The sequence below is a fragment of the Paraglaciecola sp. L1A13 genome (assembly GCF_009796745.1).
Classification (GTDB): Bacteria; Pseudomonadota; Gammaproteobacteria; order Enterobacterales; family Alteromonadaceae; genus Paraglaciecola.
This window is the reverse complement of record NZ_CP047024.1, coordinates 1,909,240-1,924,555: the sequence shown is the minus strand read 5'-3', so window position 1 is coordinate 1,924,555 and position 15,316 is coordinate 1,909,240. Positions and strand designations below refer to the sequence as shown.

Below are 15,316 nucleotides of genomic sequence, written 5' to 3'. Positions count from 1 at the left end.
GATCACAGGTTCCCTTTTTTCAGCTCTTCAACTGCGAAGTCTGCCGCACGTGCGGTTAACGCCATGTAAGTTAAAGAAGGATTAACACACGAAGCCGAGGTCATACACGCACCATCGGTGACAAACACGTTTAGCGCATCCCACACTTGGTTATGACCGTTTAACACGGATGTTTTAGGATCTCGGCCCATACGTGCCGTACCCATTTCGTGAATGCCCTGACCTGGGAAATATTCGGCATCGTAACCTTTTACATTTTTCATGCCGGCCGCTTCGAACATGTCGATAGCATCTTGCATCATGTCTTTACGCATACGCTTTTCGTTTTCTTTTATCTCTACATCCATAGCTAAAACAGGTAATCCCCATTTATCACGTTTATTCGGATCCAAGAAAATTCGGTTGCTGTGATCGGGTAACATTTCACCAAATGCAGTCATACCAATCTGCCAAGAGCCTGGTTCACTGACCGCATTTTTTAAATTAGCGCCGATGCCCATTTCGGCCACGTCGCGCCCCCAACCCTGTCTGCTAGCAGAACCTTGATAACCAAAACCACGCACATAATCACGCTTATCCCCACCCCAGTTACGAAAACGTGGAACGTAAAAACCGCTTGGGCGACGACCATAGTGATATTTATCTTCATAACCATCGACCATGGCATGAGCACCAATTCTGAAATGGTGATCCATTACATTGTGGCCTAATTCGCCACTGCTGCTGCCCAAACCACCCTGCCAAATATCAGTGGCTGAGTTCATCAGCAACCAAGTCGAATTAAACGACGAAGCATTAACAAACAAAATTTTACTCGTGAATTCATATGTTTCATTGGTTTCTGCATCAATAATGGCTACGCCTGTTGCGCGCTTTTTATCTTTATCGTACAAAATTTCGGTCACGATCGAATGTGGACGAACCGTTAAGTTACCGGTTTTAACCGCAGCAGGTAACGTAGATGACTGAGTACTGAAATAACCACCGAACGGACAACCCAACCAACATTTATTTCGATATTGGCAGTTAGTGCGCCCTTCTTTCGGCTTTGGCTCAGTCATGTTCGACGTACGCCCAGGGATCAAATGACGCTGGCCTTTAAAGGACTTTTGAATTCTTGCAGCTACATCTTTTTCTACGCAGTTCAGCGGCATAGGCATTTGGTATTGACCATCTGGCAACACATCTAAACCGTCGCGGCTACCACTGATGCCAGCAAAACGTTCTACGTAATCGTACCAAGGCGACACATCTTCATAGCGAATAGGCCAATCAACTGCAATGCCTTCTTTACCGTTAGCTTGAAAGTCTTCTTTGTTCAAACGGTAGCTTTGACGACCCCAAGTTAACGAGCGTCCACCCATATGATAACCGCGGTACCAATCAAAACGTTTTTCTTCGACGTAGGGACTGTCTTTTTCATTTGCCCACATACCTAGTGTCGGTTCATTCAATGGGTAATCACGCTTCAGTACGGGATAGTTCTCTATCATCTCTTGGGTGCGTTCACCCCGATGAGGATAGTCCCACGCTTCTTTATGAGCGTTGGTATAGTCCTTGATATGCTCAATGTTTCTGCCGCGTTCTAGCATTAACACTTTAAGCCCTTTTTCAGTCAACTCTTTTGCTGCCCAACCACCGCTGATTCCTGAGCCAACGACGATTGCGTCATAATGATTATTTGCCATTTTTGGTCCCTAATTGCTTGCTGCGTGATGTCCCAATCGGGTTAAACATCACAAATTTGAATTGCATCGCGTAACGATTCGATTTTGCCTGTTCTAGTTCCAGGGGTCGGTATAAACTCCTGAGCAAGATAGCCGTTAAAACCAACATCCTTGATCGCCCGCGCAATTGCCGGATAATAAAGCTCTTGGTTATCGCCTATTTCATGGCGTCCTGGCACACCAGCGGTGTGATAATGGCCAAAGTACTGATGGTTATCCTTGATAGTGCGAATAATATCGCCTTCATTAACTTGCATATGATAAATATCGAACAACAATTTGAAGTTTGGCGATCCTAAAGCTTTGCACAAAGCAACACCCCACTGGGAGCTATCCGCCATACAATCTGGATGATCGATTCGACTGTTAAACAATTCCATTTGAATGATCACACCTTTTTCTTCCGCGTAAGGCATAATCCGTTTAAGGCCTGCTACCGCGTTTTTAAGTCCTTGCTCTTTGCTCGTTCCACGGGCGTTACCGCTAAAGCAAATGAGGTTCTTATATCCAGCTTTAGCAACTAGGTCGATGTGCGTGAGATAACGTTTTTCTAGCTCATCATGAAACTGAGGATGAATAAATCCATCAACTAAATTAAGTTCAGCGCCATTGCACATAGAAGAATCAATACCATGGCGTTTAAGCACGGGCCAATCGTCTGGCCCGACTAAATCAATAGCGGAAAAGCCTAAAGATTTTACCACCTGACACAGCTCTTCTATTGATAAATCACCATACGTCCAACGTGCAACAGAATGATTGATATTACCTTTAAAGTGCGGCATTTCCGCTTTACTCGCTTCCTTGGCTGTACTGACGCAGCCACTTACCACAGTGCCTGCGGCTAATGCTGCGCTGGTTAACGCCATACCTTTGAGCATGCTTCGACGAGGGTTATTCATTACCTGATACCTTTTCATCTTTAAATGTGAACATAAAAAGAACGAACACGACTAAGGCAAACGCAGCAGGGAATAACCAAATGTCGTGCCATGAGTGCATTATTCCATTTGTGTATCTTTCGGTAATTTTTCCAGCAACCCAAAAACCAATCAACATACCCACACCGTAAGTGGCCAATGTGATTAAGCCTTGTGCCGCGCTTTTTACTTTCTCACCTGCTTTTGAATCGGTATAAATTTGCCCTGAAACAAAGAAGAAGTCGTAGCAGATACCGTGCAATGCGATACCCACGAGTAACAATGCAACCCCGCCATCAGCATCGCCGTAAGCAAATAGCGCGTAGCGCACAACCCAAGCCAACATACCGATCAATAAAGTAATTTTGATACCGAAGCGGTTTAAGAATACAGGTAGCGCTAACATAAATAATACTTCAGACACCTGTCCTAAGGTCATTTTACCTGTGGCATTATCCACCCCAATTTCCGTTAAAAACGGATTGGCATTTTGGTAATAAAACGCCAGAGGGATGCAAATCAGCACCGAGGATAAAAAGAACACCAGGAAATTTCTGTCTTTTAATAAGGCTAGGGCATCAAGGCCAAGTACTTCTTTGAGCCCAACTTGTTCACCGGCACTTTTGGGAGGTGTTTTGGGTAAGGTAAAACTAAATAACCCCAGTATTAACGATGCCCCTGCACACAGCAAAAACGTATTGCGTAGCATGCCATCTTCGATAGCTTGTTTTGAATCCCATGAGAATGCATAACTGATAGCCAAACCAGCTACAATCCAACCAACTGTGCCCCATACGCGAATTTTGCCGAACTGCTTAGAAGGGTTGTCCATTTGGGCAAATGATACAGAATTAACCAAGGCCAACGTCGGCATATAGGCAATCATGTATCCCAATACAAAGGGGTAGAATGCATCGAAATCCGGTGCTTGATACAAACAATACATCAACACGGCACCAATCAAATGCAAAACACCTAGAATACGCTCGGCGTTAAAGTATCGGTCAGCAATCAAACCAATCACGAAAGGCGCAATAATTGCGCCCCAAGATTGGGTCGAAAAAGCCATACCAATCTCGCTACCAGATGCTTCTAAGGTATTGGCTAAGAAGGTACCTAAGGTTACGAACCAGCCACCCCAGATAAAAAATTGCAGGAACATCATCACGCTTAATCGCGCTGTTATCGTATTCATTTGTTAACCCTTGATTATGGCACTGGCAAAATTGTGTCTGCGCCGCCCCCATCATTTATGTGCTGTACTGACGAGCGCTATTGCCCGTTCATAGCGCCTTTACTTTGTTACAACCCTAAAATTCGACGATTACGTTGCTCGTCACTATTTGCACCGGCAAAATCATCAAATGCGCGCCCTGCTGGGGTAATAATATGTTTGGCAATAAATGGCGCGCCCTCAGCGGCACCTTGATCTGAATCTTTCAAGCAACATTCCCATTCAAGTATCGCCCAGCCTTCAAAACCGTATTGCGTCAGTTTGCTGAAGATCCCATTGAAGTCCACTTGACCATCGCCCAGTGAGCGAAAACGCCCAGGACGCTCCTTCCAATCTTGATAGCCACCGTATACCCCTGAACGACCATTAGGATTAAACTCAGCATCTTTAACGTGAAACATCTTGATGCGCTCATGGTACAAATCAATAAACGCAAGATAATCCAGTTGTTGCAACACAAAATGGCTTGGGTCGAATAAGATATTAGCTCTAGGGTGATTATTCACCGCAGCTAAAAACAACTCGAAGGAGGCGCCATCATGTAAATCTTCGCCTGGGTGAATTTCATAACACACGTCCACACCTGCCTCATCAAACGCATCTAAAATGGGCAACCAACGTTTAGCGAGCTCAGCAAACCCCTGTTCGACTAGACCCGCAGGTCTTTGCGGCCAGGGATAAACCAAGTGCCATAAGAACGCACCAGAAAATGTAGCATGAGCCGTTAATCCTAAGCGTTGGCTGGCCTTGGCAGCCCACAGCATTTGTTCTATAGCCCATTCAGTTCGCTGGGCAGGTTTACCGCGTAATGCTTCAGGGGCAAAGTTATCAAATAATTCATCATAAGCAGGATGCACTGCAACCAACTGGCCTTGTAAATGGGTAGATAATTCCGTTATTTGCACACCGGCCTTAGCACATATTGCCATCACGTCGTCGCAATATTCTTGGCTTTTAGCGGCCCGTTCTAAATCAAAAATCCGATTATCACCGGTAGGCACTTGAATGCCCTTATAACCTAAAGATGCTGCCCAAGTCGCAATCGATTCTAAATTATTAAATGGCGCTTCATCGCCCATAAACTGGGCTAAAAATATTCCAGGGCCTTTGATCGCTGGCATTGCTTTTCTCCTTTATTGTTCGGCTTACTGATTACGCGCTTATGCAGTAATCGTTTATTTGGTATTCGCTACGGCATGCCATTTGGTTTCGCTGTCGCTACTAACAAGCATCGCATCAATAAACGCCATTCCCCTCAAGCCCGAATCAATCCCTGGCACGCCAGGGGCTTTACCGAGTTCACTGATTGTGCCGTCAGAGGCTGACGCAGCGTTAATGGCCTTGGCAAAATAGCTATATAAATTGGCCATAGCTTCTAAATATCCTTCTGGGTGTCCCGCAGGTGTGCGGCATCGCGCAGATGCCTCTCCGCATAAACCTGGTTGCCCCATGCCGGCACGGAATACGCGATAAGGTTCGCCCAACGGACGATGAATAATAGAATTAGGTTCCATTTGCTGCCACTCAATAGCGCCTTTATCTCCATAAACACGTATTTTCAAAGCATTCTCTTCACCGGCGCATACTTGGCTGGCAATCAACACACCACTCGCGCCGCCATCGGTACGAATAAGGGCAGCACCATCGTCATCAAGTCTGCGCCCCTCAACATGAGTTTGTAGATCAGCACAAAGAGACGTCACTTGTTGTTGCAGTATGAATTCGACTAAACCAAAAGCATGAGTGCCGATATCGCCCATTGCACCACTGCCACCAGACTGGGCTGGATCAGTACGCCACGACGCTTGCTTGTTATGACTTTCTTCATTAGCGGATAACCAACCTTGCGGATATTCCACATACACTTTACGAATATTGCCAAGTAACCCACTGGTCACCATATGTTGTGCTTGCCACACCATTGGATAACCCAGATAGGTATGAGCCAAACCGTATAAAGCGGCGGTTTCTTTTAGTTTGGTTTTTAATGTCTTTGCTTCGTCCAACGATATCGCGGCGGGCTTTTCACAAAAAACATGAAATCCTGCATCTATCGCTGCAATTGAAATTGGCACGTGTAAATGATTGGGGGTCACAATAATGAGCGCTTGCATACGTTCATTTTCAGGTAGCCCTTGCTCACCTTTAAGTAGCGCGTTCCAGCTCGGATAAATCCTATTATCGGCTAACCCTAAACTATCTCCGGTACGCTGGTTGTTCTGGTTGTCGCGACTAAATGCTCCGCAAACCAATTCAATTTGGCCATCTAATGCTAAAGCGTGACGGTGCACAGCACCAATAAAAGCACCTTCTCCACCGCCCACCATTCCCATGCGTACTTTGTTCATTTTTGCCACTTAATCGCTCCCATATTGCTTCGCCTACAGCTATTTGTTACGCAAATGTATAATTTCGTTAAAATGTAACGGGTTTCATTTGGTTATGTCAACCAAATTTGCGATTAAGTATGATAAAACATCGCAATTTGTTAATTATACGTTGCTATAATATGTAAATTAAACACTATTTTAGACGATTTAACTAGATTTTTAGAATTACTTCAGTATTATTTCGCCATCAAATGCTAACGGTTACATTTTAGATTAATGCCATGAAAATCACGTTAATAGGCCCACATGAGTAATATACGACAAGTTGCCGCTTTGGCGGGTGTATCTGTCGCCACAGTCTCAAGGGCACTGCAACAACCCGAGCGCGTATCCCCAAAAACGCGTAGCAAAGTGATGGTTGCTGTGAACGAAGTGGGCTATAAGCCCAATTTAATGGCGGTTAAGTTTCGGTCTGGAAAAACCCACAACTTAGTGGCGTTAGTACCCACTGTGGCGAATGTATTTTTTGCTCGGGTGATCAGTGGAATGCAAATAGCAGCGGCAAAAAGGGGTTACGTCATATTACTTGCCAACACCCTAGGTGACGAAAGTATAGAAGCCAGTTACGCCAAGATGGTACAAACCTCACAAGCAGATGGCCTCATTCAGTTACGCGCACATAACCCATTTGATTCATCGATTAATAAGCCTGGTGAGCTATTGCCCATGGTCAATGCGTGCGAAGTCATGAATGACATTAATTGTCCAGTCGTTACGCTGGATAACCGGGCGGCAGCGAAAGCCATGACTCTGCACTTAATTGAACTAGGCCATCGGCGAATCGCTTTAATTAAAGGTCCGCAATCAAGTCCTCTAACTTGTGAGCGTTTAGCTGGCTATCGCGATGCGTTAAATGAGGCCGGCTTAATCTTTGACGACTCGTTATTGTATCCTGGTAATTTTACCCTGCAGTCAGGCCATGATGCGGCAAGTGAAATTCTGACTAATGACCATCGACCTAGCGCGGTTTTTTGTGAAAATGATGAAACCGCTATAGGTGCTATGCAGTGCTTTAAACAGGCTGGGCTGCGTATCCCCCAAGATATATCTATTGCCGGATTTGATGACATTTCATTTTCCGCATTTTGCGACCCTCCGCTGACCACCATTGCCCAACCTGCCGAAGAATTTGGCCAAACAGCTGTTTCACTGCTGGTCGATTTACTCGAGGGTAAAATTACAAAAGCCCCTAAAGTCATCATGCCGTTCGAATTGATTTTACGGGCCAGTACTGGGCCTGCACCAGACACCACAGCAACGTAATACCGAGTATATCTGCTCGTGCATTCACTGGACGTAATGCACCTGCATGACGTGAACACTTACATGGAGAATCAACATGAAAATTAACACCCATAGCGCACCAAACGCCCTAAGTACAAGTATTGAAGCCGAGTCCCAAAGCAGCCGCCGACGTTTCGTCAAACTCAGTGCCGCCGCTATGGGCCTTACTGTCATGCCTGGCTCTTTGGCGTTTGCCGCAAACATAATGGCAAAAAGCGCTACCGTGGGTCTTCAGCTTTATACCCTTAGGGACATGATGGCCGTCAGCTTACCTGCCACCTTGAAATTAGTGGCGGCAGTCGGCTATAAAGAATTGGAGTTTGCGGGCTATTACGATCACAAACCGAGTGAAATCAAAACGATTTTGCACAACGAAGGATTAACAGCGCCGTCGGCACACATACCACTGACAGCCTTTGATAACGGCGTCAACAGCGTGATTGATCATGCGTTAGAAGTGGGACATAAATACATCGTTATTCCGTATTTGACCGAAGAGCAACGCGGAACAGGAATTGGTGTGTACAAAGCATTAGCACAACAATGCAATGTCATTGGCGAAGCGTGTAATAAAGTTGGGCTAAAACTGGCCTATCACAACCATGATTTTGAATTCGAGATGCGTGATGGCCAATTGCCATATGATGTTTTGCTAAACGAAACTGACAAAGATGTCATGGCCATGGAAATGGATTTATTCTGGATGGTAAAAGCCAAGCAAGATCCCCTCGCCTATTTTAGAAAACACCCAGGTCGCTTTAAGTTATGGCATGTTAAAGACATGGATGAAGCAGGTAATTTTGCCGATGTTGGCACTGGCACCATAGATTTTGCGCCTATCTTTGCCCAATCTGCACTTTCAGGCGTAGAGCATAGGTTTGTTGAGCGGGATAAAACTGACGACAAATTAAAAACCATACAGCAAGGTTATAAAGCCGTCTCTCAATTACTGGCCTAACCTTTTAGCCGTTACATATCTGAACCGAGTATGTTAAGTAAGAAAGCCACAAAGCCCGCACGCTCTGTGGCTTTTTCATATTTACTTATCATTTAACAACAAGGTCATATAACAACTATTTGGATCCAATGCATAATCCGCAAATGGGCCACAATATTCAAAGCCGAATTTATGGTACAACCGTCTTGCCGGAGCAAAATATTCCATGGTGCCAGTCTCTAAACTTAGTTGTTGAAAATCACGCTGTTTGGCCTGTTGAATCAGATGCGTTAATAATGCAGATCCCACACCCCGGTTACGCCCTGAATCTGCCGTTCGCATCGATTTAATTTCGCCATGGATAGGCGTCAGCGCTTTTAACGCAACGCATCCCAGCACAATGCCGTTTTCCCGTGCAGACCAAAACGTAATAGCAGCATGCTTTAAGGCGTTCATATCCAAAGCGTGTACGCTGTCTGATGGAGAAGTAGCATACATGTCTGCTAGATGTTCTTCCAATAGCCCGCGTACGCCATCACACACAAGCCTGTCTATCGTTATTTCCATTCAATCGGCTTCTTCATTTATGTTGTAATTGGGATTAAGTGACAGATAAAAACACCATCTTTTTCGACAACCGAATAGTCGAAATCGTGCTTACTATTCCAGCCTATGCCTATGATATATAATTCATTTAATATAATTTCACAGGAAAGTTAAGTTAAGTAATCGGTGGCGCCTTAAGTGTAGGATTAGGCAATAACTGCCAGTTTAAACCATCAGGAGCACGCAGTATAAAACAACTTCCACTAAACTCATTTTTTTGCATTTATGGGGTAGTGATACCTTGCTTGCCCACTAGCAGGTTCATCTGCAAACAAGGAATGCGTGGTGGTCCTCGTAACCAGGCCGTTGATCAGTGCCACTGATCAGATCGCTGCTGCGGATTGTTAAAAAATTTTCGCTGACCTGAAATATTATTTTGGCTAACAAACCCACGATAGTAATGCTACTGGTGACCAGTAAATCAACTGCTCGATGTCTCCACTAATGCGATTTATGCCTCGATTGACTATCAATTTAGCAATAAGATAGACGGCACATTCGAAGCTCGCTGGGCAGAAGAAGAAAAATCCGTTACCGAGTTCGACCTAGAGGGTGTTTGACGTTTGATGCAGATGGTAGCTGGAACAACTTTACCCCAAGAGCGACATTAAATTATAGACATGACAATAACACCATCTTTTACGGCATCATTGCCCAAGGCGTTAAACCCGGAGGAATTAATGGTTCAGCGGGTGCCGATACCGGCAAACCCACCTACGAGCAAGAAGAAATAACCACTTACGAACTTGGTATAAAAAGCAGCGCGATTAACAATGTGTACGCCACCATATCTATGTTTTACAACGATGTAAGCGACATACAACTAACGACGCCACTAAATGTACCGTCAGGCAATATCACGTCTGTCGCTACGAACCAAGGTGAATGTCAAGTATTTGGTATTGAACTCGATGTTAACGCCCAGTTTAGCGAACAATTATCTGGCCGTTTTACCTACGCATTAGCTGACACTAAATTTACCCAGGGTTGTGACGATTTTTAATGGGCTCTCACCAGCGGTGGCGGTGTATTAACACCAGGCACAACAACCGGCACTGATTTTCGCAGTGACTTTGGTATTACCACTCCTGCCAGTTGCTCCATTGAAGGTAATTCATTCCCATTGAGTTCTAAACATCAGGCAAGTGCATTCTTAGAGTACATCACCCCTATCACAGGGGAACTAGAAGCCTTTTTTAATATAGATGCCAGCTACGAATCTAAAAAATACGTGCAGGTGCATAACTTAGCCTACGTACCGAGCGCGATTATAATGGGTGCTCGCATGGGCGTACACAGTGAGAATTGGCGCGTGAGCTTATATGCTCGAAACCTAACAGATGAAGACGCGCCTATTTTGACATCTCGCTGGTGAGGTATTCCTTATTTTACCTTCTCATCCATCAATACCGCACCGGATGGTGCAGACAATGGTTCACCTCGCGCATTTTTCAGTGCAGCGCGTCGTGGTCGCCAAGTGGGCATTGATATGACATATCGCTTCTAGCGTTCAAACTTCTAAATATCGGTTCAAAAACGGAGCCAAACGCTCCGTTTCCACTCCATTTCAATTAGATTGTTGACAGTAGAAGTCAGGTAATATTTGCAAAGTAAAGAAAATAGTCATTTTTACAATTGGCCATTGTTAACTATTTGCGGTGCGAAGGTTTCTTATACGCTTCTACAGGTTTCGGCTTCGTATACCAATATCCTTGTTGTAACGCTATACCTGCTTTTTTTGCATTTTCTGCTTGCTGTTCAGTTTCAATACCTTCAACTACGGAGCGCATGCCTAAAGAAACAATGACATTGTTGATTGCACTTAACGTTGCAAACAAATTATCGTCATTATTCACAAATCCCTTATCGATTTTCACAGAAGTCGCTTTAATTTTTTGCAAGTAAGCCAGAGATGAATAGCCGGTACCAAAATCATCAATACTAATATTTATACCTGTTGACGTAATCGCGGTCACTGGATTATTGGTATTGTCTAAGTCATCTAACAGTACGCTTTCGGTAATTTCAATAATGAGATCACTAGGACTGAGGTTATATTTATGCAATGTGGACAATAAATAAGGTGTCAGTCCCTTGTCCACCAAATGGATACTCGAAATATTCACCGCAATGCGAGCTTGGCTATTGGTATACTGCCGTAGTTTACTTAAATTCGAAATAGCGGTATTTATCACCCAATTTTCTATTTCATGAATCAATCCAGTGCGCTCAGCGATATCAATAAGCTCTTGAGGTGATACATTGCCTAGTTCAGGATTAAACCAGCGAAGTAGTGCTTCAAACGAATAGATACTGTTATCGTAAGGGTCCACAATCGTCTGATAGTGCAGTGACAATTCACCGTTTTCAATGGCTTTATTTAAATATTGGGTCACAATACTTTTTCGTAAAATTTCTTTTTCCATACCCGCAACGAAAATAGTCGAACGTTTTTTACCGCGTTTTTTAGAGCAGTACATTGCCGCATCGGCAAAGCGAATTAACTCGATTAAATCAAGGCTATCGTCCGGGCACCTTGCCACCCCAATACTGGCCGAAACAGCCAATAAACTGCCGCAGTCATCTTCATAAGGTATTGATAATTTATTCACAATGGATGCGGCAATTTCATTTATATCTAGCCCACGGTTGGTGTCAGGTAAGACGATGACAAACTCATCCCCCCCAAAACGACAGCACTCTAAATCAGTAAACTCAAGAGTCGTTAAGCGGCTAGCCACTTGTTGTAAAACTAAATCCCCAATGCCATGACCAAGAGAATCGTTAATCATCTTAAAGCCGTCAAGATCGATATAAAAAACGACGATATCTTGTTTAGCCTCTAGCATGGGTTGAATGTTTTCGCTAAATCCTCTGCGATTCAATAAACCAGTTAATGAATCTGTGTGCGCTTGTTTAAGCAGCAGGAATTCGCGTTTTTTGCGTTCATCGATATTGTGTAATTGACACAACATCGACGTATTGTTTGCCGTGTCTTTTGATGCACTGAATGAGGCTCTAAACCAGGTTTGACCTGATAATGCCTGCAATAATAAATCCGCCTCAAACTTTTTATTGTTATGAATATTTTTCTGTACTGCAGCGAATAATTCGGGTTTGCAGAGTAAACGAGATAAACTCGGTCGCGCTTTGCCAAATTCTTTACTAAATGGCGGATTACAGCTTTGAAAATGGCCGTGCATATCAAAGGTCGCCATAATTGCGATGGCATGCCCTTGGAAGAGTTCTGGAATGATATGTGAGGGTGTTGCTTCGACTTGCATGCCCATACGGTTATCGGGTAAGCGAATGCCCGACAACCAACAGTACGCCTTCTTTTCTGTTCCGTTGGGTGAAAAATGCCACAATTCGATTAGGCTCTCATTGTTACAAAACTTATTTTGATATTCTCGCAGGCCCTCTTTAACAGCTTGCGAAGCGCCTTCCTCAAAATTTCGTCGTTGTAATTCCTCAAGACTCGGGCTTTCCCACCAATCAAGAGCCGACTGATTAGCCCAGACAATGCACGATTTATCTATGTCGTAAATCCACACTGCTGTTTTGAGCTCATCCTGGTGAAGCATAAATTGATATTCTCCAGTCGTCGTACACCAAATTGTTACACACTTTTACTTTACCAGACCAGCCTCCAATTACTAGGCACTAAAGGAACATACCTCATACCGCACAAAGAGAACGACATAATCAAATTAGAATGTTGCTATCGCCTATTACCATTCAATCAAATGACTATCATCATTTGGCAATATCAATATCGGCCGTATTAAGTTTTCTGTCGATGTATTAACCAATCTAACGGCAAACAATGTGGACGACGAGCAACGACGCTCAGCCTTGGCTCATTTCAATTAAACGACTATACGTGCGCCGAAATTCGAAAGTCAGCGCGCCTTCAAGATAAAGCTCTGTCAACGGCACATCAGTGCTTAAATATAGCGTCACTTTTTGATCATAGAACTCATCAATTAGGCTAATAAAACGCCGCGCCATATCATCATTCGCCGCATAAGATAAAACTCGCTCGCCGGTACTGGTGGCTTGGTTTTCACCTGTACCATCTTCAGTGCCGCGGGCCTTAATCCATCCCCGAACTTGACCACCTAATTGTGGCACACCACTTAACATCACTGTGTTAAAGCGAGTCGCAATCTCCATATAATCAAGTTGTGAACGAGGGCCTTCACATAAGTCGTAAAAGTCGAACCACACAATAGTATTTACGGTATTGATGTCGGTGGCACCCAATACAGGGATATCACGATGGCAGATATGTATACTCGAGTCATTTATCTTTACGGCACCGGTTACTTGGATGAGCTCAGAAAAAATAGTTCCAAAATCCATTTTAGCGGTGTTACCCACATACTTGGATGCGGTGCTAAATTCGGCTTCACCCGGTTGTGCAGGTAATTGATGTAAACGGTGATCTTGTTCCCCAGCAAGGTGCAACATGCACGTATGTTGTTGTAGCAGAGCAATAAAAGGCAAAAATTTATGCCTCGCTAATCCATTTTCATATAAACGTTCAATGGGAATATTCGAGGTAGCAACTAATACCACGCCCTCTTTAAACAAGCATGCAAATAAACCCGCCAATATCATGGCATCGCCAATATCCGACACAAAAAATTCATCAAAACACACGACTTGGTGCTCTTTAGCGAGATCTTTGGCAATGCACACCAAAGGATCTTGTTGACCAGTTTGCTCTTTAAGCGCGTGGTGAATACGTGCCATAAAACGATGGAAATGCAGCCTCAACTTGCCCTTTTGCGGCAAGCAATCATAAAACAAGTCCATTAAAAATGTTTTCCCCCTACCCACATCCCCCCAAAGATAAAGGCCTTTGATTGGCTCAGGCGAGGTTATGCTGTGCTGACTTAATTGCCAAAACAATGCATCTAGTGCCTTAATAGCTTGTAGTTGTGAGGGATCATCAACAAGCTTACTGCCTAATTGCGCTTGGTACACTCGAAGGGGATAATTAGACGTTGTTGTGAGGTTTGACCCATCAGGCATAGGGGGTATTTCCAATAGGTAACGAAAATCAGACGAGAATGTTAGCTATTTTTGGCACTGTCGCCAAATGTAATTTGCTGTTGCCCCGTAAAGTTGAATTTTAGAGTGAGCACAATTGCTAAGTCTTACTTTGTCGATACTCTCAAGAAAAAGAGCAAATTCAAATTCCAACGTAACTTTGCAGGATTTTTTCTATTTTCCCTTCACGTTTTAAGGCTTCTATAGCGCTATTGAACTCTGGTAATAAATAACTGAGTTGTTTACGTATGCGTATAACAATGCCGCCTTGTGAATGAACGCTCGCCAAAGAAATGGGGACCCGATAAACGTTAGCCCAATACTGCGCCGTTATTCCCTCTAAAATAACCATATCAAAACGACGTTTGTTTAATCCTTCAATCAACGCACTTTCTGACAAAAAATCAACTCTGATGAATTTGTCTTCATCATAATAATTATAACCCGCCACAGTACCTACTCTTTTACCCTCGATAGATTCAGGTTTGGAATAACGCGATGCATTGTCAGGTAATGTCACAACATATTCGGTCAAACTAAAAATGGTGCTGGTAGTCACATAATCATCGCCCATATCACCGTTTTTAAACCAACTTGGGCTCATAAAGTCTAAATCTAAACGACCTTCTTTAAAGGCTTTCCCTGCACGTTTAGGCGGATAATAATAGAATTGGTAAGGGTCCCCAGTACGTTGCAAAATTAATTCAATCACTTCCGCAAAAACACCTGGACGATCAGGATCACCAAAATAACCGTAAGGGACCCACGATTGTGTTCCACCCAAATTGTATCTAAGGACTGCTTTAGGTTCTTGCGAACTAAAGGCAGGCTGAGATGCGCAAATAGTCAAAGTTGCGATTGTTGTAAGGCGGGTTAAGCACCTCAAAATACAATGTGCCAATGTCATAAAAAACTGCCCATAAATAAAAGTGAACACGGGACTGACTAAACTTGATTTAGCAACACTTTTAGTAAACATAGTCATGTGGCATAAAACCATATTATTTTAACCAAATATCCAATGCCTTTTTTGAATCTATTTCTCGTTAATTGTAAGATAGTTACTTTTTATTCATATTGAGAATTGATGATAATGCCTAAATTCACTGAAATCGCTCTACTAAAGCATGCTGTCACCGTGAAACTCGGCAGACGATTGA

13 protein-coding genes are annotated in these 15,316 nt (G+C 43.7%); 4 read left to right on the top strand and 9 right to left on the bottom strand.

Annotated elements, in window-relative coordinates:
- Positions 1-2: 2 nt before the first annotated feature.
- From GQR89_RS08040 to GQR89_RS08020, 5 genes are all read right to left on the bottom strand, one after another.
- Positions 3-1,688 (bottom strand): GMC oxidoreductase, encoded by a 1,686-nt coding sequence (locus tag GQR89_RS08040; protein ID WP_158769562.1) that lies wholly within the window; start codon positions 1,686-1,688, stop codon positions 3-5.
- A gap of 41 nt (positions 1,689-1,729) precedes the next feature.
- The gene (locus GQR89_RS08035; protein WP_158769561.1) at positions 1,730-2,629 is read right to left on the bottom strand and encodes a hydroxypyruvate isomerase family protein; all 900 of its coding nucleotides are present in this window, start codon (positions 2,627-2,629) and stop codon (positions 1,730-1,732) included.
- Entirely contained in the window at positions 2,622-3,842 is a 1,221-nt protein-coding gene (locus tag GQR89_RS08030) for a nucleoside permease (RefSeq protein ID WP_158769560.1), read from the bottom strand. The genes GQR89_RS08035 and GQR89_RS08030 overlap by 8 nt, the downstream gene beginning before the upstream one ends.
- A 107-nt stretch (positions 3,843-3,949) precedes the next feature.
- A complete protein-coding gene (locus tag GQR89_RS08025) occupies positions 3,950-5,002 on the bottom strand; it encodes a sugar phosphate isomerase/epimerase (protein ID WP_158769559.1) in 1,053 nt (350 codons plus the stop codon).
- 54 nt (positions 5,003-5,056) lie between these two features.
- Positions 5,057-6,229 carry a Gfo/Idh/MocA family protein gene (locus GQR89_RS08020; RefSeq protein ID WP_158772191.1) on the bottom strand — a complete coding sequence of 391 codons (1,173 nt, stop codon included), beginning with the start codon at positions 6,227-6,229 and terminating at the stop codon, positions 5,057-5,059.
- A 288-nt stretch (positions 6,230-6,517) separates the two neighbouring features.
- On the opposite strand from GQR89_RS08020, the gene GQR89_RS08015 reads away from it, so the two are divergent.
- Together GQR89_RS08015 and GQR89_RS08010 are read left to right on the top strand one after the other, a co-directional pair.
- Positions 6,518-7,534, top strand: a complete 1,017-nt coding sequence (locus tag GQR89_RS08015; protein ID WP_158769558.1) for a LacI family DNA-binding transcriptional regulator — start codon at positions 6,518-6,520, stop codon at positions 7,532-7,534.
- A gap of 76 nt (positions 7,535-7,610) precedes the next feature.
- Complete coding sequence (locus GQR89_RS08010; protein ID WP_158769557.1) at positions 7,611-8,513, top strand: sugar phosphate isomerase/epimerase; 903 nt, start codon at positions 7,611-7,613, stop codon at positions 8,511-8,513.
- 81 nt (positions 8,514-8,594) lie between these two features.
- Here the strand turns inward: GQR89_RS08010 and GQR89_RS08005 are convergent, their stop codons facing one another.
- Positions 8,595-9,059: a GNAT family N-acetyltransferase gene (locus GQR89_RS08005; protein ID WP_158769556.1), complete on the bottom strand. Its 465-nt coding sequence runs from the start codon at positions 9,057-9,059 to the stop codon at positions 8,595-8,597.
- A 595-nt stretch (positions 9,060-9,654) separates the two neighbouring features.
- Here GQR89_RS08005 and GQR89_RS21730 point away from each other — a divergent pair.
- Both GQR89_RS21730 and GQR89_RS21725 read left to right on the top strand, forming a co-directional pair.
- Positions 9,655-10,101, top strand: coding sequence for a TonB-dependent receptor domain-containing protein (locus tag GQR89_RS21730; protein ID WP_370461051.1), 447 nt, complete (start codon positions 9,655-9,657; stop codon positions 10,099-10,101).
- A 120-nt stretch (positions 10,102-10,221) separates the two neighbouring features.
- The gene (locus tag GQR89_RS21725; protein ID WP_370461050.1) at positions 10,222-10,473 is read left to right on the top strand and encodes a hypothetical protein; all 252 of its coding nucleotides are present in this window, start codon (positions 10,222-10,224) and stop codon (positions 10,471-10,473) included.
- A gap of 274 nt (positions 10,474-10,747) precedes the next feature.
- On the opposite strand, the gene GQR89_RS07995 is transcribed toward GQR89_RS21725, so the two are convergent.
- The 3 genes from GQR89_RS07995 to GQR89_RS07985 all read right to left on the bottom strand — a co-directional run bounded on the left by GQR89_RS07995 (position 10,748) and on the right by GQR89_RS07985 (position 15,141).
- Positions 10,748-12,682, bottom strand: coding sequence for an EAL domain-containing protein (locus GQR89_RS07995; RefSeq protein ID WP_158769555.1), 1,935 nt, complete (start codon positions 12,680-12,682; stop codon positions 10,748-10,750).
- 265 nt (positions 12,683-12,947) lie between these two features.
- Positions 12,948-14,138 (bottom strand): cell division protein ZapE, encoded by a 1,191-nt coding sequence (zapE, locus tag GQR89_RS07990; protein WP_158769554.1) that lies wholly within the window; start codon positions 14,136-14,138, stop codon positions 12,948-12,950.
- Between the two features lie 160 nt (positions 14,139-14,298).
- Positions 14,299-15,141: an ABC transporter substrate-binding protein gene (locus tag GQR89_RS07985; RefSeq protein ID WP_233269123.1), complete on the bottom strand. Its 843-nt coding sequence runs from the start codon at positions 15,139-15,141 to the stop codon at positions 14,299-14,301.
- Positions 15,142-15,316 lie beyond the last annotated feature (175 nt).